We start from the raw sequence: 22,327 nt of genomic DNA, 5'->3' as shown, positions 1-22,327 counted from the left end.
GACGTAAACGGCTAATATCGGCTTGATAACGGCGCTCATTGGTTTCCGTGCCTCTGTGTCACAGTGGCAGCTACTCACACAACCCCTCGTGAGCGCCCCTGAAGGAGGCACTCCCATGCTTGGGAAAAGCCCATGGAAGATGGCGGTCGGAGCGACCGCCATCGCCTTGTTGGCCGCCGGTTGCGGTAGCGGTGACTCAGACGAGTCGTCCGGTACTTCCAATACTGTGGTTATCGGAATCGCCGAGCCCCAGCACCTGATCCCGTCGAACACGACGGAGTCGAACGGTGCTGAGGTTCTGAACTCGCTGTTCTACCCGCTGGTCGACTTCGACGCCAAGAACAACCCGACCCCGGTCGCGGCCGAGTCGATCACGGCGGACAAGACCAACACGACCTGGACCGTGAAGTTGAAGCCTGGCTTCACCTTCCACAACGGCGAGCCGGTCATCGCACAGAACTACGTCGACGCCTGGAACTACGGCGCCTACGGTCCGAACGGTCAGGGCGGTTCCTACTTCTTCTCGAGCATCGCCGGCTACGCCGACCTGCAGAGCGAAGACCCGGACGGCGAAGAGGGCCCCAAGACGGCCCCCGACCCCAAGGCCAAGAAGCTCACCGGTCTGAAGGCCGTTGACGACAGCACCCTCGAGATCAAGCTCGCGGCGCCGTTCGCCAGCTTCGCCTCGCTGCTGGGCTACACCGTCTTCTACCCGCTGCCGAAGGCCGCCTTCTCCGCTGACGGCGTTCTCGCCGAGGGCTTCGAAGACGCCGTGATCGGTAACGGCCCCTTCAAGATCAAGGGCAAGTGGGAGCACGACGCCCAGATCGTCGTCGAGAAGGTCGCCGACTTCAAGGGCCAGGTCCCGAAGGTCGACGGCATCACCTGGAAGATCTACCAGGACGACGCCGCTCAGTACGCTGACCTCGTCGCGGGCAACCTCGACGTGCAGACGCAGATCCCGATCGAGAGCCTCGCGTCGGCTTCCGCCGACCTCGGCGACCGGTTCCAGAAGTCCCCGAACTCCGCCTTCCAGTTCGTCGGTTTCCCGACGTTCCAGAAGGAGTTCCAGGACGTCCGGGTGCGTCAGGCCATCTCCATGGCGATCAACCGCCAGGAGATCACGGACCAGGTCTTCCTCGGTTCGCAGACGCCGGCTACCTCGTTCGTTTCCCCGGTGGTCGCGGGTTACCGCGAGAACACCTGTGGCAAGAACTGCGAGTACAACCCGACTGAGGCCAAGACGCTCTACACCGAGGCCAAGGGCCCGGCCGAGCTGAAGATCACGTACAACGCTGACGGCCCGCACAAGGCGTGGGTTGACGCGACGTGCAACCAGATCAAGGCTTCGCTCGGCGTGAACTGCACCGGTGTTGGCGAGCCCAAGTTCGCTGACCTGCTGACCAAGGTCGAGAAGAAGGAGCCGGTTGGCCTCATTCGTCTCGGCTGGCTGATGGACTACCCGCTGATGGAGAACTACCTCGGCCCGCTGTACGCGACCGACGGTTCCTCCAACTACTACGGGTACAGCAACACCGCCTTCGACGACCTGGTCGCCGCGGGTCGCTCGGCCGCCACTCCGGAGGAGGCCATCGCGAAGTGGCAGGCAGCTGAGGATATCCTCGCGAAGGACATGCCGGTGATCCCGCTGCGCAACGGTCAGAACGTCTTCGGCTTCTCGGAGAAGGTCACGAACGTGAACGTCGACCTCTTCCAGAAGGTGAACCTGTACGAGATCGAAGTAGTCAGCTGATTTAACCGCTTGAACGGTGGTGGCGTCACGGAGCATGTGAAACCGTGGCGCCACCGCTGCGTTAGCCTGCGTTAACCCCAACCTCCTCGTCGCCGTGCTCACGAGGCCGGCGCTCTTCCGCGGAAGAGGCTAGAACCCGTATGTTCCGCTACATCGTGCGGCGCCTACTGCAGATGGTCCTGACATTCTTCGGGGCTACATTTGTGGTTTTCGCGCTGACGTTCGCCAACCAGGACGACCCCCTCCAGGCGTTGGCGGGCGAACGCCCCATCACTGAGAGTCAGCGTCTTGCGCTGACCGAGCGTTACCACCTCAACGAGAGCTTCCTCACTCAGTACTGGTACTACATGAAGGGCCTGCTCACCGGTGACCTCGGTACGTCGCTGACGGGTCAGAAGATCTCGGCCATGCTCGCCAACGCGTGGCCGGTGACGGTGAAGCTGGCGCTGCTGGCGATCGTCATCGCGGCCACCATCGCGGTCACCGCGGGCGTCTACTCCGCGATCAAGCGGGGCGGTCTCTTCGACAACGTCACGCTGATCGCGACGCTGGTCGTCCTGGCGATGCCGATCGTCGTGCTCGCGCCCCTGGCGCAGCTGATCTTCGGTATCAAGCTGGGCTGGTTCCCGCCGACCGCGACCCGGGACGCCTCACTCTGGGACCTGCTGCTGCCGGCCCTGGTGCTGGGCAGTCTCGTCATCGCCACCGAGCTGCGGGTCACCCGTACCTCGGTCGTCGAGAATCTTCGTGCCGACTACGTGCGTACGGCGCGGGCCAAGGGCCTGACACGCCGGCGCGTCATCTGGGTGCACGTGCTGCGCAACTCGCTGATCCCGGTCGTGACGCTCATCGGCGTTGACCTGGGTGGCCTGATGTCCGGCGCCATCGTGACCGAGAAGATCTTCAACATCCCCGGCGTCGGCTTCAACATCGCCCGCGCGATCACGACCGAGGACGGCCCGCTCGTGGTCGGCTTCGTCAGCGTGCTGGTGATCATCTTCTTGGTCGTGAACCTTCTCGTCGACCTGTTGTACGCCGCCCTCGACCCCAGGATCCGCTATGAGTGACCCCAACGCCATCACCGCCGTCGAGGCGCCCTCGCTACAACCCGCGGGCCCTCGTGGACGGCGGGGTAAGTCGTCCGACAAGCCACGAAGCCTTGCCGGTGACGCCTGGATCGACCTCCGCCGGAACAAGATCTTCTGGGTGTCGGTCGTCCTGGTGGCCGTCATTCTGCTGATGGCGGCCTGGCCCACGCTCTTCACGTCGGCCGACCCGCGCGCCTGCACGCTGGCCAACCAGCACGGCGGCGCCACCGGCACCGCGTACTTCGGGTACGACTTCCAGGGCTGTGACGTCTTCGCGAAGACCGTCTACGGCGCCCGGAACTCGATCATCGTCGGGATCATGTCGACGCTGCTCGCCGGCGTGATCGGCCTGTTCTTCGGGCTTGCCGCCGGTTACTTCGGCGGCTGGGTCGACGCGGTCCTGTCCCGTGGTGTCGACATCATGCTCGGCATCCCGTTCCTGCTCGGCGCGATCGTGCTGTCGAACCGTCTGGTCACCGAGAAGTCGGACGGTGTGCTGGCGGTGACGCTCACGCTCGGCCTGCTCACCTGGACCTCGGCTGCCCGGGTGATGCGTTCCGCGGTGATCGCGTCGAAGAACCAGGACTACGTGGCGGCCGGCCGGATGCTCGGGGCAACCCCGTACCGGCTCATGGCGCGGCACATCCTGCCGAACTCGATCGCATCCTTCATCGTGGTGCTCACGATCCTGCTGGGTACGAACATCGCCAGCGAGGCGACCCTGTCGTTCCTCGGCGTCGGCCTGAAGAACGACGCGATCAGCTGGGGCATCTCGATCTCGGAGGCTTCGCCGTACGCTCGAGTGGCGACCGAACCGCTGGTCTGGCCGTCGATTTTCCTCGCCGCCACCGTGCTGGCCTTCATCATGCTGGGCGACGCCATCCGCGACGCCTTCGACCCGAAGTTGCGGTGACCCTGTGACTGATATCAAGGCGCAAATGGACGTCGTACCCGGCGTTGATCCGCGCGCACCTCTTCTTGAGGTGACCGACCTGCACGTCGAGTTCCGCACCCAGTACGGCGTCGCCAAGGCCGTCAACGGCGCGAACTTCTGGCTCTCCCCGGGCGAGACCCTCGCGATCCTGGGTGAGTCGGGCTGTGGCAAGTCCGTGACCGCTCAGGCGATCATGGGCATCCTGGAGAGCCCTCCCGGATACATCACCAAGGGTTCGATCATGTACCGCGGTGTCGACCTGCTCGGCATCCCGGAAGAGCAGCGCCGCAAGGTGCGCGCCAACCGGATCGCGATGATCTTCCAGGACGCACTCTCCGCGCTGAACCCGGTCTACACGGTCGGATTCCAGCTCGCCGAGCTGTTCCGCATGCACCGCGGCATGTCCCGGGCGGAGGCCAAGCGGCGCTCCATCGAGCTGCTCGACCAGGTCAAGATCCCGGGTGCGAAGGACCGGATCAACGACTACCCGCACCAGTTCTCCGGCGGTATGCGCCAGCGCGTCATGATCGCCATGGCGCTCGCGCTCGACCCCGAGGTGCTGATCGCCGACGAGCCCACCACGGCGCTCGACGTCACCGTGCAGGCGCAGATCATGGGCCTGCTGGCGGACCTGCAGAAGCAGCGCAACATGGGCCTCATCCTGATCACGCACGACATGGGCGTGGTCGCCGACGTGGCCGACCGGATCTCCGTGATGTACGCGGGCAAGGTCGTCGAAGAGGCGCCGGTCTACGACATCTACGCGCGTCCGGCACACCCGTACACCCGTGCCCTGCTCGAGTCGATTCCTCGCCTCGACATGAAGGGTCAGCAGCTCAACGTCATCCGCGGCCTGCCGCCGGCGTTGACCGACGTCCCGCGTGGATGTGCGTTCAACCCCCGCTGCCGGTACGCGAAGGACGCGTGCCGCCAGGACCCGGCGCCGCCGGCCTACTCGGTCGCGCCGCACCGTACCGCCCGCTGCCACTTCTTCCGGGAGGTCCTCGGTGAGTGACGTCGTTCTCGAGACCAAGAATCTCGTCAAGCACTTCCCGATCACGCAGGGCATCGTCTTCAAGACGAAGGTCGGCGCGGTCCGCGCGGTCGACGGCGTCGACATCCAGCTTCGCCGCGGCGAGACGCTGGGCGTCGTCGGCGAGTCCGGCTGTGGCAAGTCGACGCTGGCGAAACTGCTGGTCGGCCTGGACAAGCCGACCTCCGGCTCGATCATGGTCCGCGGTCAGGACATGGTCCGGCTGAAGGGCAACGAGCTTCGCCGGGCCCGTCGCAACATCCAGATGGTGCTCCAGGACCCGTACACGTCGCTGAACCCGCGCATGACGGTCGGCGACATCATCGGTGAGCCGTACGAGATCCACCCCGAGGTCGTACCGAAAAAGGGCCGGCAGCGCGCTGTGCAGGACCTTCTCGACACGGTCGGTCTGAACCCGGACCACATCAACCGGTACCCGCACCAGTTCTCCGGCGGCCAGCGCCAGCGCATCGGCATCGCCCGCGCGCTTGCTCTCAAGCCCGAGATCATCGTCTGCGACGAGCCGGTCTCCGCGCTCGACGTGTCGATCCAGGCCCAGGTCATCAACCTGCTGGAGCGGTTGCAGGACGAGTTCGGCCTGTCCTACATCTTCATCGCGCACGACCTGTCGGTGGTCAGGCACATCTCCGACCGCGTCGCCGTGATGTACCTGGGACGGATCGTGGAGCACGGTTACGACCGCGAGATCTACGAGCAGCCGACCCACCCGTACACCCAGGCGCTGCTCTCCGCGGTGCCGGTCCCGGACCCGCGCCTGCGCGGCCACCGCGACCAGATCGTTCTCGAAGGCGACGTGCCCTCACCGGCCAACCCGCCGTCAGGTTGCCGCTTCCGGACCCGCTGCTGGAAGGCGCAGGACATCTGCTCCCAGCAGGACCCGGTGCTGCAACTCCGCGACCGCTCGCCCCACCCGAGCGCCTGCCACTTCGCCGAAATCCGCGACGTGGTCCACGGTCGCTGACCGAAAATGACAACGGCGGCGGTCCAGCTCTCTGGACCGCCGCCGAGTCTTTTTAAGATCAAATTCCGGTCGCACCGGGGTGGTGGGTACAGACCGCCGCTCCCGCCGAGGGCCCGGCACCGGCCGCTGGCCGCTACGCGTCCATCCCGCGCCCAGCCACCGCGCGACCTGAGCAAGCGGTAGCGCTCCTTTTCCTATCACCCCAGCCCCCAAAACCCCGCAACCCCAAGCCCTCCGCCCAAGTGCCGTGTCGAGTGGGGGTGCGTTTCGAACCGAAAGTCGACACGCGTTCCGGGGGCGGCTGGCCTGTGTCGATTTAGGGTGCGATTCGCGCCCGAAGTCGACACGGGATTCGGGCGCGAGCTCCGGCTCCGGCTTTGGTTGTGGCTGGCGAGGCACTGGCCGAGACGGGGGCGCATGCAAGCGGCCAGCAGCGTAGATGAGGGCGCACGTTACCCCTGCGTGTGCTCCCATCTCGGCTATAGCGCTGATGAAGTCGCACCGAGCCACTACGTGCGACCTGATCTCGCCAATCGCCTCGATCTGTGCGACCTCATCTCGCCGATCACGGCATACGTGCGATCTAGTCCAGACCGAGCGCGGCGCTGGCGTCGGGCTTGAACCCGGACAGGCGCTTTGACGCCCACACGGGCCGGCGCCGGCGCGATGAACGCACCCAAAAGCCGTTCCCAGGGGCGGTGAACGGACGCAAAACCTGTTCGCGTCCGTTCACCGCCGCCATGGGCCGACCACCGGTCGACTTTGGCGGCAACACGTGCGATTCAAACCCGAACTCAACACGGAGGACGCCTGTACTCGTGGTGTGTCGAGTTGGGGTGTGGAGCGCGCCCCAACTCGACACGGGAGTGGGCTTTCGTCGGCCTGTGTTGGGTTGGGGTGTGGAGCGCGCCCGAAGTCGACACGGCTGCTGGTGCGTGTCGAGTTCGGGCTGCGAGAGCTGGTGGTTACAGGGGGCCGCGGCCTGAGCGCAGGAGCAGGAGGGCTACCTGGGTGCCATCGGGGCCCAGGGCGCTGCGGAAGCGTTCGACGATCTCGCGTTCGCGGGCCAGGACGAGGCGGGTGCCGCCGCTGGCCATGCGGGTCTTGCCGACTTCCTGGGAGAGGCTCGCGCGCTCCAGCCAGAGGTCGATGATCGCCTGGTCGATAGCGTCGATGCGCTCACGCTTCGCACGGATCGCCGCAGCGGCAGGCGCCGCGCCGGCGCCGGTCTTCTGGTCAAGGTCCTCGCCGGTGACTTGGCCGGCGGTCGGGCCGCTTTCCCGGCTAGCGGTCGGGCCGCTCTGCTCGCCGGCAGTCGGGGCGCTTTCCTCGCCGGCGGTCGGGGCGCTTTGATTGCCGGCAGTCGGGGCGCTTTCCTCGCCGGCCGTTTCGGCGCTTTGCTGGTCCACCGTCTCGGCGGTCATGTCGTGCTCCTCGGGTGCTCGCGCCCCGGTCGACCCGGCCCGGGCAGCAGCAAGCCCCGAGCTGGAAGGCCCGGGGCTTGATGTAGGTCTGTGGATCAGACGCGACCTACGGCTGCCGGACTTCCGGTGCCGTAGTAAAAAAATCGCGCCCGCTGGATCACGAGCCGAGTATGCCCCCGCCGCGGACCAGCCCGCAAGGAAACCGCCCGAACCGTGGGACACCGTGCTCCGGGCGTACCGAAAGGGGAGCTGGAAGCGAGCCGCCCAGCGCGACCAGAGGCACACGGTGGGCCGGAGGCCCGCCGGGACGAGGGCACACGGTGGGCTTTCGTGGCCGGGGGATGAGGGCACACGGTGGGCTTTTGTGGTCGGGGGATGGGAACCCACCGTGGGCTCCCATCCCCGTTGGTCAGGACGTGGTGCTGATGCGGTTGGCCGGGCCGGGGGCGATCGGGCCGGTGGCGAGGTACGCCACGAGGGCGTCCACGTCGAAGCCCGGAGCGGTGACCCGGCCGGTGCCCTGGGCGAGGTAGCTGAAGCCGTCGCCGCCGTTGGCCAGGAAGTCGTTCGTGGTGACCAGGTAGCTGGCGGCGGGGTCGATCGGCACGCTGTTGAGGGCTAGGTTGCTGATCTTTGAGCCGGGGGCGGCCGAGGCGCTCCAGGTGTAGGTCAGGCCGGCTGACACCTGGAGGATGCGCTGGGCGGTCTGGCCGCTGAAGCCGATGAACTGCTGCTCCAGCACGTTCTTGATCTGCGCGCCGGTGAAGGTCTGTGTGACCACCAGGTTGTTGAACGGCTGGACGGTGAACGCCTCGCCGTAGGTGACCTGGCCGTACGCCTCACCGGACGTCTGGTCGGCGTCCAGGTCGGCGCGGATGCCGCCCGGGTTCATCAGGGCGATCTGTGCTCCGCCGGCGGACGTGTACGCCAGCTGCGCGTCGGCGATCACGTCACCGAGCGGGCTCTCGCCGGCCGGGGTGGTGGTCCGGACGATGTCCGCGCTGATGCTGCCGACGATCTTGTTGGCGATCGGGGCGACCGCGGTGCGGTACTTGTCGGCCACCTTCTTGGCGGCAGCGTCGACGGTGTCCGGGTTGCGCAGGTACGCCCCGGCCGCGTCACGCAGCCAGCCACCCTTGCCGTCCGGGACGCCGTTCTCGACGATCACGTTTTTCGCGGTGATCTCGGTGAACCGGCCGGTCCGCTTGTCCAGCGAGTAGTCGATGTCGGTCACGATCTGGCCGTTGGTGCCGGCGCTGGTGACGACCGTGTCGGCGCCCTTGCTGTTCGGCAGCTTGCACGAGTAGAAGCGGTGCGTGTGCCCGGAGATGACGATGCTGATCTCGGGGTTGAGGCCCGCGACGATCGGCACGATCGGCCCGGTGAAGCCGGTGCAGTCGGAGACACCCGGCGTCGGGGTGGCGCTGCCCTGCGAACCGCCCTCGTGCAGGAGCAGCACCTGCGCCTTCACGCCGAAGAGCTTGAGCAGGTTGCTCCACTTGTTCGCGGTCTCGACCTCGTCGGTGAAACGCACGTTCTGGATGCCGGCCGGGTTGACGATGCCGGGGGTGCCTTCGAGGGTCATGCCGATGAAGCCGACCGGCACACCGTCGACGTACTTGATCTCGATGGGCGGCAGGATCGGCAGATTGGTCTTCTTGTCGATCGTGTTCGCCGCGAGGTAGCTGAACTTGGCGCCCCGGAAACCGTCGCCGTCCTGGCAGCCGTCGGTCGGGTGGCAGCCGCCGCGCTGGATGCGCAGGAGCTCGGTCACGCCCTCGTCGAACTCGTGGTTGCCGACCGAGCTGACCTGCAACCCGATCTCGTTCATCAACTCGATCGTCGGTTCGTCGTGGAACGCGGCGCTGACCAGCGGCGTCGCGCCGATCAGGTCACCGGCGCCGGCCGTGATCGTCTGACGGCCCTCGGTCTTCGCCTCGGCGCGCAGCTTCTTCAGCCAGGTCGCGAGGTATTCCACCCCGCCGGCCGGTGTGCTGGTGCCGCTCGCGTTCACCACCGCGCCGCTGCCGGTCGGTGGGTCGATCGCGCCGTGGAAGTCGTTATAGCTCAGGAACTGACCCTTTACGACCTTCCCCTTGGGTACGCCGAACGAGGCGGAAACCGGGTTGAACTCGGCCGGAGGAGCAGCGACCGCGACCGGGGCGGCCGGCAGCGCAGCAAGCGTGGCGACGGCAGCCAGTGCGGCAGCCGGTAGGGCGAGACGCAACCGTTTCAATGGGTCCCCCGATCGGAGTGATTTTTTCGCCGACCTGGACAGCCTGGTGGATCAGTTGATTCATCGCCACCACTTCGCGGTGACAAATAGATTGCTTGCGACCGATGCGACGGGCGGGTCGGCGGAGAATTCTTGTCGGGGGGTCGGCATACACTTGCTCCCGCGATGCGACCTTCCTCAGAACCTGCCGAAACCCTGTTCTCCATGCCTGCTGGGCGGGTGCCGGATGGGCCCGCCGTGCGGGCGCCGGAGAAGCCTGCCCAGGCTGCCCAGACGCCGGTCAGGCCGGCCGCCCGGCCGAGCCCGCGCAGGCTCGACCCGGAGGCCCTGCTCGACGGGCTGAACGGTCCTCAGCGCGACGCCGTGACCCACTCCGGCACACCGCTGCTGATCGTGGCCGGCGCCGGCTCGGGCAAGACCCGGGTGCTGACGCACCGGATCGCGTACCTCTTGGCCGAGCGTGACGTGCATCCCGGGGAGATCATCGCGATCACCTTCACCAACAAGGCCGCCGGCGAGATGAAAGAGCGGGTGGCCGAGCTGGTCGGCCCGCGCGCCCGGCTCATGTGGGTGTCCACGTTCCACTCGGCGTGTGTGCGGATCCTGCGTGCCGAGCACGAGCACGTGGGTCTGAAAAGCACGTTCTCGATCTACGACGCTGACGACTCGCGCCGCCTCATGCAGCTCGTCGCCCGCGAGCTCGACCTGGACCCGAAGCGGTACACCGCCCGTGGCCTGGCCGCTCAGGTGTCCAACCTGAAAAACGAGCTGACCGACCCGCAGGAGTTCAAGGCCAAGGCGACCGGGCCCAACGAGCGGGCCGTCGCCGAGGCGTACGAGCTTTATCAGCGCCGTCTGGGCGAGGCGCACGCGCTGGACTTCGACGACATCATCATGACGACGGTGCACCTGTTCCAGTCGCACCCGCTGGTGGCCGAGGCTTATCGGCGGCGGTTCCGGCACGTGCTCGTCGACGAGTACCAGGACACCAACCACGCCCAATACACGCTGATCCGCGAGCTGGTCGGTCTCGACCAGGCGGCCGAGCTGCCGCCGTCCGAGCTCTGCGTGGTCGGTGACGCCGACCAGTCGATCTACGCGTTCCGCGGCGCGACCATTCGCAACATCCTGGAGTTCGAGCGCGACTACCCGGACGCCCGGACCATCCTGCTGGAGCAGAACTACCGCTCGACGCAGACGATCCTCTCCGCGGCGAACGCGGTGATCGACCGCAACACCTCCCGCAAGCCGAAACGGCTCTGGAGCGACCAGGGCGCCGGCGAGCAGATCGTCGGTTACGTGGCCGACACCGAGCACGCCGAGGCCGACTGGGTGGCCCGGGAGATCGACCGGCTCAGCGACAACCACGAGGTGCGCCCCGGCGACGTGGCGGTGTTCTACCGGACCAACGCGCAGTCGCGTGTGTTCGAGGAGGTGTTCATCCGGGTCGGCCTGCCCTACAAGGTGGTCGGCGGGGTGCGCTTCTACGAGCGTAAGGAGGTCCGGGACGCCCTGGGCTACCTGCGCGCGATCGTGAACGACGACGACACGGTCAGCATCCGCCGGGTGCTGAACACCCCTCGCCGCGGCATCGGCGATCGCGCTGAGGCCTGCGTCGAGGCGCTGTCGTCCCGCGACCGGGTCTCGTTCGGCCAGGCCCTGCGCCGGGCGAAAAGCGCGCCGGGCATCTCGACCCGGTCCGCCAACAGCATCGCCGACTTCGTCCAGCTCCTCGACGACCTGCGCGAGCTGGCGAAAACCGCCCCGCCCGAGGAGGTGCTGGAAGCGGTTCTCCAGCGCTCCGGCCTGCTCGGCGAGCTGGAGGAAAGCCTCGACCCGCAGGACCAGGGCCGGGTGGAAAACCTTCAGGAGCTGGTGAGCGTCGCCCGGGAGTACACCGAGCGCGTCGAGTCGCTGGCTGATGAGGACGAAGTTCAGGCGGCTACCCTCGCGGGCTTCCTGGAGCAGGTGGCGCTCGTCGCCGACGCCGACCAGATCCCCAGCGACGACCCCGACCACCAGGGCGTGGTCACGCTGATGACGCTGCACACGGCGAAAGGCCTGGAGTTCCCGGTGGTCTTCCTGACCGGGCTCGAGGACGGCGTCTTCCCGCACATGCGGGCGCTCGGCGACAACAGCGAGCTGGAGGAGGAGCGCCGCCTCGCCTACGTGGGGATCACCCGCGCCCGGCAGCGCCTCTACCTCTCCCGCGCGGTGACTCGCTCGGCGTGGGGCCAGCCGCAGTACAACCCGCCGTCCCGCTTCACCGACGAGATGCCTCCCGAGCTGCTGCGATGGGAGCGCACCGGAGGGTCGTACACGTCCTGGTCCGGCACCGGCGGGGGCGTGGGTGGTCGCGCTGGGGGAGACCGCCAGCGCGGTGGCGGCTTCGCCGGGGGTACGCCCAAAGCCCAGCGCATCGCCGAACGACTCGGCATCGACGCCAGCAAACTCGCCACGGCCAGCGACCTGAAATCGGTGCCGAAAGTGGAGCCCGGCGAACGGGTCAACCACCAGCGGTACGGGTTGGGCCGGGTGCTCGCGGTGGAGGGGCAGGGCCCGGGCGCCCGCGCCCAGATCGACTTCGGCGACCAGGTGATGTGGCTCGTGCTCCGGCACGCGCCGATCGAGAAGATCTAACCGGCCAGATCCAGTCGGCCAGATCTGGCCGGCACGGTTCTAGCCCGCGCAGCCGGAGATCTCGACGCCCTGGGCGTGCATCCACGCGGTTGGCTCGATCGGGTTCTTGTAGTGCCCCGCGTGCACCTCGAAGTGCAGGTGCGGGCCGGTCGAGTGCCCGGTCGAGCCTTCCAGGCCGATCCGCTCGCCGGCGTCGACCGTCTGCCCGGCGACGACCAGGACTTCGGACATGTGACCGTAATGGGTCAGGTACCCGTTGTTGTGCTGGATCAGCACGGCGTTGCCGTACCCGCCATCCGGTCCGGCGGTGACGACGACGCCCGCACCGGCGGCGACGATCGTGGTGCCGAACGCCGCGGCCAGGTCGACGCCGGCGTGCAGCCGGCCCCAGCGCGGCCCGAAGCATGAGGTGACGCCGGCCGCCGGGATCGGGTGCACCCACGCCGCGGCGCTGCTGGTGGCGGACCTGGCGATGGCGGCCTTCGCGGTGACGGCCGGGCGCTTCTTGAGCCGGACAGCGACACCGGCCGGCGCGGCCGACTCCTCGCCGAGCCGGTTGCCGAGCCCGAGCCGGTCGCCGAGCCCGAGCCGGCCGCCGTCCCCGGAACCCGCAACGGCGCTGCGCGGGAACTGCTTGCCCGGGGCCTCGTCGCCGGGCGGCGCCACGATCGGCGCTTCGACGTACGGATGTGAGGCGGTGACGTGGGCGACGGGGTTCGACACGACGGTCTGCGCGATCGGGTTGGACACGACGTTCGGCGCGGCCGAGGCGGCGACACCGGCGGCGCCCACTCCGGCGACGATGGTGGCGCTCAGCGCGGTGACCGAGAGCGCGGTACGGCCCCGGGAGGCAAAGAGCGCGGTACGGCCCCGGGAGGCGAAGAGCGCGGGAAGCGCGGGTGCGCGGTGACGGTGCAGTCGTTCCTGACGGTGCCGTCCTGACTGCTGCCCCACGCGTGTGCCTCCCGACGGACGTGACTTTTTCCTGTCACGTTTCCTGTCGGCCTGGTGAGGCTGGTTCGTGAAGCCTGGGGGAGAGTTTCTACCGGAATGCAACCGGGCTGAGTTTGATCACCGGCTTGCCGGGTAGCGATCGATATGGCGGGAAAGGTCAGGAAGCTGCTTCGGCAGCAGCGAGGCCCGCGTACACCGATTCGATCTGAAGCTTGATGTCGACGCCGCGTTCCTTGAGGAAGACGATCGGGTCGACCGGGGTGCCCTTCTCGTGGATCTCGAGGTGAAGGTGCGTCCCGTACGAGTACCCGGTGTTGCCGACCTCGGCGATGACCTGGCCCGCTTTCACCTCGTCGCCCTTTTTCACCAGCAGGCGGCGCGAGTGCGCGTAGATGATCTCGGTGCCGTCCTTCTGCAGGACGGTGATCGAGTAGCCGTAGCCGCCGTTGTAGCCGGCGCTGGTCACCGTGCCGGCGTGAACCGCCTTGTAGGGCGTCCCGTCGGCGGCGGCCAGGTCGATGCCGGCGTGCAGCTTGCCGAAGCGGACCCCGTAGGCCGAGGTGAACTGGTAGTCGTCGAGGGGCAGGAGGTAGATGTCCTCCGCCGAGACGTCGGCACTGACCTCTTCGGCGCCCTCAGACCGGTCGTTGCTCCGGGAGGCGCGGTTGGCGTCGTCGGTGCGGCTGTTCAGTGCGTCGGCCGCGATCTGCGAACTCTTGAGGTTCTGCAGGACCTCGGGGCTGACGTCTTTCGCGTCCGGGAGGTTCGAGGCGGCGCCGAGAGCGACGACACCGGCACCGACGAATGCTGACGTGACGACCGCGGCGTAACGGCTGCGGGGAGGGGTCGGAACGCGGCGACGGCCGCGATATCGATCGGGCTCAGACGACAAGCGCTGGCGCACGAACAACCCTCCGGTCAGTGGCATTGCGGCGGCATCACGCACCAGGAACAACGGTGAACGGTGGTTTGCCGGACCATCGCTTTGGAGTGAACCTGTGCGACAGCCGTGGGCCACGGTAACGAAACGGCCGCCGAGTCACAAGTCGCAGCGCCATTTTCATGACAGTTCCTGGTCAGGGTTGATCAGTGATTGTCCGAATTGGTTACCTTTCCAGGTTGGCGATATCGCGACCCTGTGTAATGGCCTGGAATGCAGAAAGTAATGTGACCCAAGGAACTATTCCGTCAGCCACCCGCCCGGGCGGACCGCTACCCCGCTCCGGCGCTGGGGGGTTACCGTTCGTTCAGGTGACCGCGGGGGCTGCCCGTACGAGGCGCTCGGCACCGGGGTCGGAGCCCGAAGGGGTCAGGATGCAAGCACGGATCAGAGTCGTGGTGGCGAAGCCCGGACTGGACGGTCACGACCGCGGCGTCAAGGTTGTGGCGCGGGCGTTGCGTGATGCCGGCATGGAAGTCGTCTACACCGGGCTGCACCAGACGCCCGAACAGGTGGTGGAGACCGCGATTCAGGAGGACGCCGACGCGATCGGTCTCTCGATTCTCTCCGGGGCGCACATGACGCTCTTCCGGAGAGTAATTGAGCTGTTGGCGGAACGTGATGCTCAGGACATCGTCGTTTTCGGCGGAGGCATCATTCCTGAGGACGACATCAAGGAATTGGAAACACTCGGCGTAGCGAAGCTATTTACTCCGGGTGCGACCACCGGATCCATCGTCGAATGGGTTCGCGCCAATGTCGCCACCCCGGTGTCCTGAGCGATAGGACCCCTGGTGGCACGGGCTGCCACCGCAAGGGGAGAGGCCGGACGCACCCCTCACACGTCCGGCCCCTCTATGCGCGATGCCCCGCCGCCACCCCTCGACCGACAGGGCATCGGCCGCTTTCCTTGCGGGCGCCTGAGCGCTCCGACATCACACTCAACGACGTCCTTCTCGGCCGGGTTACGCACGGCCGCGCGGCTTTTTTCGTTCACTCTCCCGTGCATGCCGATCTTGAGTGGATCGATCTACCGAGCCCCTGTGGACGACCTGTGGACAACGCTTCGCGAATTCTCTGTGTGCACACCGTGCACGACCTCCCCAAGCGCCCAGGAGCTGCGTTTTCGTACCTCTGGTGTGCGGTCTTGCACACCGCGCACCCGCGCGCTCACAAGGGTCCAAACGGTCGCTAGTCTGCGGATGACGACCGTTCCGTAATCCTGCGGAAGGTCGAACGATCCTCACGCTGGCGGCGCAGCTGCGACGCGCCGCGCACACAGGTCGGGACGCAACGGTGCGGCTTGCCGGCGCTTGGCGTCGCGAGCGAAAGGAGACACGTGGACCTGTTCGAGTATCAGGGGCGCGACCTGTTCGAACGGCACGGGCTGCCCGTGCTGGGCGGCGGCGTCGCCGAGACCCCGCAGGAAGCCCGGGCCATCGCTGAGCGGCTGGGCGGCAAGGTCGTCGTCAAGGCGCAGGTGAAGGTCGGTGGCCGCGGCAAGGCCGGCGGCGTGAAGCTGGCCGACGGCGCGGACGAGGCCGAGGCCCGCGCGACCGACATCCTGGGCATGGACATCAAGGGCCACACGGTCCACAAGGTGATGCTGGCCGAGACGGCCGACATCAAGGAGGAGTACTACTTCTCCTACCTGCTGGACCGGGCCAACCGGACCTTCCTCTGCATCGCCAGCGTCGCCGGCGGCATGGAGATCGAGACCGTGGCCGAGACCGACCCGGACCGGGTCGCCAAGGTCGCCATCGACGCCAGCAAGGGCGTGGACGAGGCCACGGCGCGGGAGATCGTCGCCCTCGCCAAGTTCCCGGCCGACGTCGCCGAGCAGGTCGTCGACATCGCGGTGAAGCTGTGGCAGGCCTTCGTGGCCGAGGACGCCCTGCTCGTCGAGGTCAACCCGCTGGCCAAGGTCGGCGACGGCCGCGTGCTGGCGCTCGACGCCAAGGTGACTCTGGACGAGAACGCCGGTTTCCGGCACCCCGACCACGAGGCCCTCGAGGACAAGTCCGCCGTCGACCCGATCGAGCAGGCGGCCAAGGACAAGAACCTCAACTACGTCAAGCTCGACGGCGAGGTCGGCATCATCGGCAACGGCGCGGGCCTGGTCATGTCGACCCTCGACGTGGTGGCCTACGCGGGCGAGCGGCACGGCAACGTGAAGCCCGCCAACTTCCTCGACATCGGTGGTGGCGCCAGCGCCCAGGTGATGGCGAACGGCCTGGAGATCGTCCTCGGCGACCCGGCCGTGAAGTCCGTCTTCGTCAACGTCTTCGGCGGCATCACCGCCTGTGACGCGGTCGCGAACGGCATCATCCAGGCCCTCGCCCTGCTCGCCGAGCGCGGCGAGTCCGTCACGAAGCCGCTCGTGGTCCGCCTCGACGGCAACAACGCCGAGGCCGGCCGTGCCATCCTCGATGGTGCGAACAACCCTCTCGTCGAGCGGGTGGACACGATGGACGGTGCGGCCGAGCGCGCCGCCGAGCTCGCGGCTGCGGGGAAGTGAACTAATGGCTATCTGGCTCACCAAGGAATCCAAGGTCATCGTCCAGGGCATCACCGGTGGTGAGGGCTCCAAGCACACCAAGCGGATGCTCGCCGCGGGCACCCAGGTGGTCGGCGGTGTGAACCCGCGCAAGGCGGGCACCAAGGTTGACTTCGACGGCACCGAGCTTCCGGTGTTCGCCACGGTCGCTGAGGCGATCAAGGAGACCGGCGCCGACGTATCGGTCATCTTCGTACCGCCGGCGTTCACCAAGGCCGCCGTGCTCGAAGCGATCGACGCCGAGATCCCGCTCGCCATCGTGATCACCGAGGGCGTGCCGGTGCAGGACTCGGCTGCCTTCTGGTCGTACAACGTCGCCAAGGGTGAGAAGACCCGGATCATCGGCCCGAACTGCCCGGGCATCGCCTCGCCGGGCGCGTCGAACGCCGGCATCATCCCGGCCGACATCACCCCGCAGGGCCGGATCGGCCTGGTCAGCAAGAGCGGCACGCTGACCTACCAGCTCATGTACGAGCTGCGGGAGTTCGGCTTCTCGACCGCCGTCGGCATCGGTGGCGACCCGATCATCGGTACCACGCACATCGACGCGCTGAAGGCGTTCCAGGAAGACCCGGACACCGACGCGATCGTCATGATCGGTGAGATCGGCGGCGACGCCGAGGAGCGTGCGGCCGAGTTCATCAAGGCCAACGTCACCAAGCCGGTCGTCGGTTACATCGCCGGCTTCACCGCGCCGCCCGGAAAGACGATGGGCCACGCCGGCGCCATCATCTCCGGCTCGGCCGGTACCGCCGACGCGAAGAAGACCGCTCTTGAGGCGGCCGGGGTCAAGGTCGGCAAGACGCCGAGCGAGACCGCTCGCCTCATGCGCGAGATCATGAGCTGAAGCAGCACAAATGGCGCGCCGCCGGACAGGTCGAGAAGACCCGATCGGCGGCGCGCCGCTGTTTCTGCATCGCCGGAACCGCCGCGGCGTGAAAAAGTAGTCGCGATGCCCAGCACAACCGACCGGCCTGATGGCTCGGAAGACCCGTTCGCGGTCGCCGAGGCGCTGCCGTCTGTTCTGCGGGACACCGAAGGCATGGAGATCGACCGCGACAGACCAGGCCGGAGCGCAGGGCCCGCCGAGCACGAGATCGGTGGCGACGAGGCGGAAGCCGCCGGCCGCCGGGACACCGTGATCGTCGACGACGAGCTGCTCGGCCGCCGGGACACGGTTCGCCTGCCCAGCCAGCGCCGGCCCGCCCCGCCGCCGAAACGGGCGCCGATGGCGGTGGCGGCCGCGTTCGCGACCCTCTGGGCGGCGCTGCTCAGCTATCTGCCGATCGCCGCCGTGATCGGCCTGGCTCGCACCGTCGAGGGCGCCGGCGGGCTCGGAGGCGCCGCCAAGGCCGGGCTGGCCGGCTGGCTGCTCGGGCACGGACTGCCGATCGGCACCTCGATCGGCCCGCTCGCGGTCACCCCGCTGCTGCTCACCCTTCTGATCATCTGGCGGCTCAACCGGGCCGGGCTGCACGTCACCCGCGCGGTGGGCGCCCGCCGGACCGGCTCGATCGGCAAGGCGCTGGCCGTCGCCGGTGCCATCGCTCTCGCGTACGCACTGGTGGGAGCGCTCGCGGCGGTCCTGGCCGACGGTCGCGGCACGCAGATCTCCGCCGCCCGGGCCGCGCTGCATTTCTTCGTCCTCGGCATCGCCGGGGCGCTGATCGGCTCGCTGCGCGGCACCGACGCCCTCGTCGCGCTGGCCCGGCGCTCCCCGCCGGTCCTGCGGCACGCGCTGCGGGCCGGGCTGGTCGCCGCGTTCCTCATCCTCGGCGCCGGAGCGGTCGCCGGTGGGCTCTCGGTCGCGCTCGGCGGCGGTCAGGCCGCCGAGATGATCGCGGCATATCAGACCGGCGTGGCCGGCCAGGCCGGCATCACGCTGATCAGCATCGGGTACGCGGTGAACGCCTCGGTCTGGGCGGCTGCCTACCTGCTCGGGCCGGGGTTCGCGCTCGGCACCTCGTCGGCGATCAGCATCACCGAGGTCTCGGTGGGCCCGCTGCCGATGCTGCCGCTCGTCGCCGGCCTGCCTGAGGGCCCGGTCGGCGCGGCCGGCACGGCGCTGCTGCTCCTTCCGGTGATCGCCGGCGCCGCCGCGGGCTGGCTGCTCACCCAGCGGCTGCGGCACGGGCGCGGTGACGCCCGGCGCACCACCCGGCGTGGCGGCGGTTCCGCGGACGAGCCGGCGTGGTCGCTGCTGATCGGCGCTGGTGTGCTCGCCGGCCCGGTCGCCGGACTCACGCTCGGCGTCTTCGCCTGGCTCTCCGGTGGCTCGCTGGGTGCCGGACGGCTCTCCCAGATCGGGCCGGACCCGCTCGCGATGGGTGTCGTCGGCGCGATCGTGGCCGGTGTCGCGATCGTTGTCGGCGCCGCGGTGGCCCGGATGTTCGGCCCGTCGGCCCGCCGCTGAGCTGCCCTGGAAACGGCCGGTTCCGGCTGCGGCGATAGGGTGCACAGGTGACTGACCCCGCGCCCGCCCGCCTGGTCGTCCTCATCTCCGGATCGGGCAGCAACCTGCAAGCTCTTCTCGAAGCGACGAAGGACCCGGCGTACGGCGCCGAGGTTGTCGCCGTCGGCGCGGACCGGGACGGCATCGCCGGACTCGATCACGCTAATGCCGCCGGCGTACCGGTTTTCGTGGACTCGGTGAAGGCGTACCCGACTCGCGACGACTGGGACGCGGCCCTGGCTGAGCACGTCGCCGAGCACCGGCCCGACCTGGTCATCTCGGCCGGCTTCCTCAAGCTGGTCGGCAAGAAGTTCCTGGACGCGTTCGGCGACCGGTACATCAACACGCACAATGCGCTGCTGCCGGCGTTCCCGGGCATCCACGGCCCGCGTGACGCCCTCGCGTACGGCGTCAAGATCGCCGGAGCGACGCTCTTCTTCGTCGACGCCGGCGTCGACACCGGCCCGATCATCGCCCAGGTCAGCGTTCCCGTGCTCGACGACGACACGGAAGAGACGCTCACCGAGCGGATCAAGGTGGCCGAACGAGCCCAGTTGGTGGATCACGTCGGCCGGCTGGTCCGGGACGGCTGGACCATCGAGGACAGAAAGGTACGGATCCCGTGAGCACGTCTTCCGACGAGGGACGTCGTCCGATCAAGCGGGCGCTGCTGAGCGTCTGGTACAAGGACGGCATCGTCGAACTCGCCCAGGCGCTGCACGCCGCCGGTGTGGAGATCGTTTCGACCGGTTCGACCGCTGCGACCGTGGAGAAGGCCGGCGTGCCGGTCACCCGGGTCGAGCAGCTCACCGGTTTCCCCGAGGTCCTGAGCGACCGGGTCAAGACGCTGCACCCGCGCGTGCACGCCGGTCTGCTGGCCGACCTGCGGCTCGAAGGCCACGTGCAGGAGCTGCGCGAACTCGACATCGAGCCGTTCGATCTGCTGGTCAGCAACCTCTACCCGTTCACCGAGACCGTCGCGTCCGGTGCGAGCGAAGAGGAGTGCATCGCCAAGATCGACATTGGCGGACCGGCGATGGTCCGCGCAGCCGCCAAGAACCATGCCTCTGTCGCTGTTGTCACGGCCGTTTCCGCGTACCCACTGGTCCTGGAGGCCTTGAAGGACGGCGGATTCTCGCTGACGCAGCGCAAGCTGCTGGCAGCTCGCGCGTTCGCGGACATCGCGGAGTACGACGTAGCGGTGGCGAACTGGTGTGCGACAGTGCTGGCGCCCTCGGAGTGGCCTGAGTTCGCCGGGCTCGCGCTGCGTCGGACCTCGGTTCTTCGGTACGGGGAAAACCCGCACCAGCAGGCCGCGCTGTACTCCGATGCCGAGGCGCCGGTCGGGCTCGCCCAGGCCGAGCAGCTGCACGGCAAGGAGATGTCCTACAACAACTACGTCGACGCGGACGCCGCGTGGCGCAGTGCGAACGACTTCACTCAGCCCTGTGTCGCGATCATCAAGCACGCCAACCCGTGCGGCATCGCGATCGGCGCTGACGTGGCCGAGGCGCACCGGAAAGCGCACGCGTGCGACCCGGTGTCGGCTTTCGGTGGCGTCGTCGCGGTGAACCAGCTGGTCTCCGTGGAATTGGCGCAGCAGCTCTCCGAGATCTTCACCGAGGTGATCGTCGCGCCGGCTTTCGCTCCCGAGGCGCTCGCGCTCTTCAAGGAGAAGAAGAACCTGCGCGTGCTCGTCGCGCCGGCCTGGAACCCGCCGCCCGCGGAGATCAAGCAGGTCGGTGGCGGTGTGCTGGTGCAGATGGCCGACCGGATCGACGCTTCCGGGGACGACCCGGCGAACTGGACGCTGGCCTGCGGAGACGCGGCTTCGCCTTCGGTGCTGGCCGATCTGGCGTTCGCGTGGCGGGCGATTCGTAGCGTGAAGAGCAACGCGATCCTGCTGGCGTCCGGCGAGGCGACAGTGGGTGTGGGCATGGGGCAGGTGAACCGGGTCGACTCGGCTCGCCTCGCTGTGTCGCGGGCGGGTTCGGAGCGGGCTGTGGGGAGTGTGGCGGCTTCGGATGCGTTCTTCCCGTTCCCGGATGGGCTTGAGGTGCTGATCGAGGCTGGGGTCAAGGCTGTGGTGCAGCCGGGTGGCTCGATCCGGGACAACCTGGTGATCGAGGCGGCGGAGAAGGCCGGGTTGACGGTCTATTTGACGGGTACGCGCCACTTCTACCACTGACGATCTTGTTACGTGCTCCGGCGGCGGCTCGCGGGGGTGCGCTCTGGCGGCGGCTCGGTTGTGCGAGCCGTCGCTGAGGCGTGTTTCGAGGGCTTGATTTCGTGGCTGGGCGACGGCTCGGGCGTGCGAGCCGTCGTTGGGGCACGTTATGCGGGGCTGAAAACAGGGCTGAGCTACGGCTCGCGGGTTTGGGCGGCTGGGCTACGGCTCGCGCTTGCGGGGTGGGGCCGCGTGTCTGCTGCGGCTTGCGTGTCCGCTCAGCTCGGCTATCGCGGCCGTCACCAGCCGGGCCGTTGTCGCCGGTCGCCGAAGCACGTCATCCGCGGTGAACCGGAGCACCGTCCAGCCCGCCATTCGCAGCGCGTTGAGGCGTCCCACGTCCTGGCGGAACTGGCGTTGATCACGGTGATGATCGCCGTCGTACTCCACCGCCAGCCGTAGCTCCGGCCAGGCCAGGTCGGCCCTCGCGAGCAGGCCGCCGAGGGGATCGCGTACCTCGAACTGGGCGACGGGCCGGGGTACTCCGGCATCGATGAGGATCAGCCGAAGCCGGGTTTCCATCGGTGACTCGCTGCGCGGTTCGGCCAGCGCGAGTAGCGCGCCGAGGCGAGCCGTGCCCGGCCACCCGCTCCGCTTCGCGATCATCCGCCGCAACGTTGCCGGGTCGATCAGGTGCTGGTGCAGCAGGGCGTCGAGCGCCACGAGGGCGTCGGCGCGGGCGGCGCGGCGGCCCATGTCGAAGACGGTTCGTTCCGGGGTGGTGAGCCGGAGCTCAGTTCGAACGCAAACATCGGCGGCACTGAGCCCCGTGTAATGCACGACGATCCGTGGATCCCGGCGCAACCGGATGCCACGTGGTGCGACCACGTGCACGGGGGTGGGATCCGGCGGTGACTCGCCGGTCCACAGATGTGCGGCGCTCGGCCCGCCGATCGCTGTCGTCGGCGGCAGGACCAGCATCGTCGCGGCGCACCACGCGCCGTGGTCGAGCAGGGTGTCCCGATGTGCGTAGACATCGGGGAGGAGCCGGCGCCACGAGGCGCCGGCCAGCATCGACGTGGTGATCAGCCCGGAAGCGACGACCGGCGAGCCGCGGAACGGGCCGGTTGTCAGTTCGGGCGGTACACGGGGAGAGCGCGGCACGGC

16 protein-coding genes and 1 pseudogene are annotated in these 22,327 nt (G+C 68.2%); 12 read left to right on the top strand and 5 right to left on the bottom strand.

What is annotated here, in order from left to right; genetic code table 11:
* The first annotated feature begins 115 nt into the window (after positions 1 to 115).
* The 5 genes from B0I29_RS09000 (at position 116) to B0I29_RS08980 (ending at position 5,790) form a co-directional block, all read left to right on the top strand.
* The gene (locus tag B0I29_RS09000) at positions 116 to 1,753 is read left to right on the top strand and encodes a peptide ABC transporter substrate-binding protein (protein WP_111648422.1); all 1,638 of its coding nucleotides are present in this window, start codon (positions 116 to 118) and stop codon (positions 1,751 to 1,753) included.
* Between the two features lie 140 nt (positions 1,754 to 1,893).
* Positions 1,894 to 2,820 carry an ABC transporter permease gene (locus B0I29_RS08995; RefSeq protein WP_111648421.1) on the top strand — a complete coding sequence of 309 codons (927 nt, stop codon included), beginning with the start codon at positions 1,894 to 1,896 and terminating at the stop codon, positions 2,818 to 2,820.
* Entirely contained in the window at positions 2,813 to 3,754 is a 942-nt protein-coding gene (locus B0I29_RS08990) for an ABC transporter permease (RefSeq protein ID WP_111648420.1), read from the top strand. Before B0I29_RS08995 ends, B0I29_RS08990 begins: the two co-directional genes overlap by 8 nt.
* A gap of 25 nt (positions 3,755 to 3,779) precedes the next feature.
* On the top strand, positions 3,780 to 4,790 hold the full coding sequence (locus B0I29_RS08985) for an ABC transporter ATP-binding protein (RefSeq protein ID WP_111648419.1): 1,011 nt from the start codon (positions 3,780 to 3,782) through the stop codon (positions 4,788 to 4,790).
* Positions 4,783 to 5,790, top strand: coding sequence for an ABC transporter ATP-binding protein (locus B0I29_RS08980; RefSeq protein ID WP_111648418.1), 1,008 nt, complete (start codon positions 4,783 to 4,785; stop codon positions 5,788 to 5,790). The genes B0I29_RS08985 and B0I29_RS08980 overlap by 8 nt, the downstream gene beginning before the upstream one ends.
* A 965-nt stretch (positions 5,791 to 6,755) precedes the next feature.
* Here B0I29_RS08980 and B0I29_RS08975 read toward each other — a convergent pair.
* Positions 6,756 to 7,019: pseudogene (locus tag B0I29_RS08975) on the bottom strand (chorismate mutase); the annotation flags it as partial.
* A 604-nt stretch (positions 7,020 to 7,623) separates the two neighbouring features.
* Positions 7,624 to 9,450: a bifunctional metallophosphatase/5'-nucleotidase gene (locus B0I29_RS08970; RefSeq protein WP_111648417.1), complete on the bottom strand. Its 1,827-nt coding sequence runs from the start codon at positions 9,448 to 9,450 to the stop codon at positions 7,624 to 7,626.
* A gap of 204 nt (positions 9,451 to 9,654) precedes the next feature.
* On the opposite strand from B0I29_RS08970, the gene pcrA reads away from it, so the two are divergent.
* The gene (gene pcrA / locus B0I29_RS08965) at positions 9,655 to 12,090 is read left to right on the top strand and encodes a DNA helicase PcrA (protein WP_245972361.1); all 2,436 of its coding nucleotides are present in this window, start codon (positions 9,655 to 9,657) and stop codon (positions 12,088 to 12,090) included.
* A 39-nt stretch (positions 12,091 to 12,129) separates the two neighbouring features.
* Here pcrA and B0I29_RS08960 read toward each other — a convergent pair whose 3' ends face one another.
* Both B0I29_RS08960 and B0I29_RS08955 read right to left on the bottom strand, forming a co-directional pair.
* Entirely contained in the window at positions 12,130 to 13,044 is a 915-nt protein-coding gene (locus B0I29_RS08960) for a M23 family metallopeptidase (protein WP_111648415.1), read from the bottom strand.
* A 157-nt stretch (positions 13,045 to 13,201) separates the two neighbouring features.
* Positions 13,202 to 13,948: a M23 family metallopeptidase gene (locus B0I29_RS08955; RefSeq protein WP_111648681.1), complete on the bottom strand. Its 747-nt coding sequence runs from the start codon at positions 13,946 to 13,948 to the stop codon at positions 13,202 to 13,204.
* Between the two features lie 410 nt (positions 13,949 to 14,358).
* On the opposite strand from B0I29_RS08955, the gene icmB reads away from it, so the two are divergent.
* From icmB to purH, 6 genes are all read left to right on the top strand, one after another.
* Positions 14,359 to 14,763 carry a coenzyme B12-dependent isobutyryl CoA mutase small subunit gene (icmB, locus tag B0I29_RS08950; RefSeq protein ID WP_111648414.1) on the top strand — a complete coding sequence of 135 codons (405 nt, stop codon included), beginning with the start codon at positions 14,359 to 14,361 and terminating at the stop codon, positions 14,761 to 14,763.
* A gap of 560 nt (positions 14,764 to 15,323) precedes the next feature.
* Positions 15,324 to 16,502, top strand: a complete 1,179-nt coding sequence (gene sucC, locus B0I29_RS08945; RefSeq protein ID WP_111648413.1) for an ADP-forming succinate--CoA ligase subunit beta — start codon at positions 15,324 to 15,326, stop codon at positions 16,500 to 16,502.
* A 4-nt stretch (positions 16,503 to 16,506) separates the two neighbouring features.
* Positions 16,507 to 17,388, top strand: coding sequence for a succinate--CoA ligase subunit alpha (gene sucD, locus B0I29_RS08940; RefSeq protein WP_111648412.1), 882 nt, complete (start codon positions 16,507 to 16,509; stop codon positions 17,386 to 17,388).
* Between the two features lie 105 nt (positions 17,389 to 17,493).
* Complete coding sequence (locus B0I29_RS08935; RefSeq protein WP_111648411.1) at positions 17,494 to 18,954, top strand: cell division protein PerM; 1,461 nt, start codon at positions 17,494 to 17,496, stop codon at positions 18,952 to 18,954.
* Positions 18,955 to 19,001: 47 nt separating this feature from the next.
* Positions 19,002 to 19,619 carry a phosphoribosylglycinamide formyltransferase gene (gene purN / locus B0I29_RS08930; RefSeq protein WP_111648410.1) on the top strand — a complete coding sequence of 206 codons (618 nt, stop codon included), beginning with the start codon at positions 19,002 to 19,004 and terminating at the stop codon, positions 19,617 to 19,619.
* Positions 19,616 to 21,181 (top strand): bifunctional phosphoribosylaminoimidazolecarboxamide formyltransferase/IMP cyclohydrolase, encoded by a 1,566-nt coding sequence (gene purH / locus B0I29_RS08925; protein ID WP_111648409.1) that lies wholly within the window; start codon positions 19,616 to 19,618, stop codon positions 21,179 to 21,181. Before purN ends, purH begins: the two co-directional genes overlap by 4 nt.
* A 201-nt stretch (positions 21,182 to 21,382) precedes the next feature.
* On the opposite strand, the gene B0I29_RS08920 is transcribed toward purH, so the two are convergent.
* Positions 21,383 to 22,324: a DUF559 domain-containing protein gene (locus B0I29_RS08920; protein ID WP_245972359.1), complete on the bottom strand. Its 942-nt coding sequence runs from the start codon at positions 22,322 to 22,324 to the stop codon at positions 21,383 to 21,385.
* Between the last annotated feature and the right edge of the window lie 3 nt (positions 22,325 to 22,327).

Source organism: Actinoplanes lutulentus, from assembly GCF_003259845.1.
Lineage (GTDB): Bacteria > Actinomycetota > Actinomycetes > Mycobacteriales > Micromonosporaceae > Actinoplanes > Actinoplanes lutulentus.
This window is presented reverse-complemented; position numbering and strand designations above follow the sequence as displayed.

Coding starts and splice junctions, on each gene's coding strand:
- B0I29_RS09000 (WP_111648422.1), top strand. CDS start 116: ATGCTTGGGAAAAGCCCATGGAAGATGGCGGTCGGAGCGACCGCCATC.
- B0I29_RS08995 (WP_111648421.1), top strand. CDS start 1,894: ATGTTCCGCTACATCGTGCGGCGCCTACTGCAGATGGTCCTGACATTC.
- B0I29_RS08990 (WP_111648420.1), top strand. CDS start 2,813: ATGAGTGACCCCAACGCCATCACCGCCGTCGAGGCGCCCTCGCTACAA.
- B0I29_RS08985 (WP_111648419.1), top strand. CDS start 3,780: ATGGACGTCGTACCCGGCGTTGATCCGCGCGCACCTCTTCTTGAGGTG.
- pcrA (WP_245972361.1), top strand. CDS start 9,655: ATGCCTGCTGGGCGGGTGCCGGATGGGCCCGCCGTGCGGGCGCCGGAG.
- icmB (WP_111648414.1), top strand. CDS start 14,359: ATGCAAGCACGGATCAGAGTCGTGGTGGCGAAGCCCGGACTGGACGGT.
- sucD (WP_111648412.1), top strand. CDS start 16,507: ATGGCTATCTGGCTCACCAAGGAATCCAAGGTCATCGTCCAGGGCATC.
- B0I29_RS08935 (WP_111648411.1), top strand. CDS start 17,494: ATGCCCAGCACAACCGACCGGCCTGATGGCTCGGAAGACCCGTTCGCG.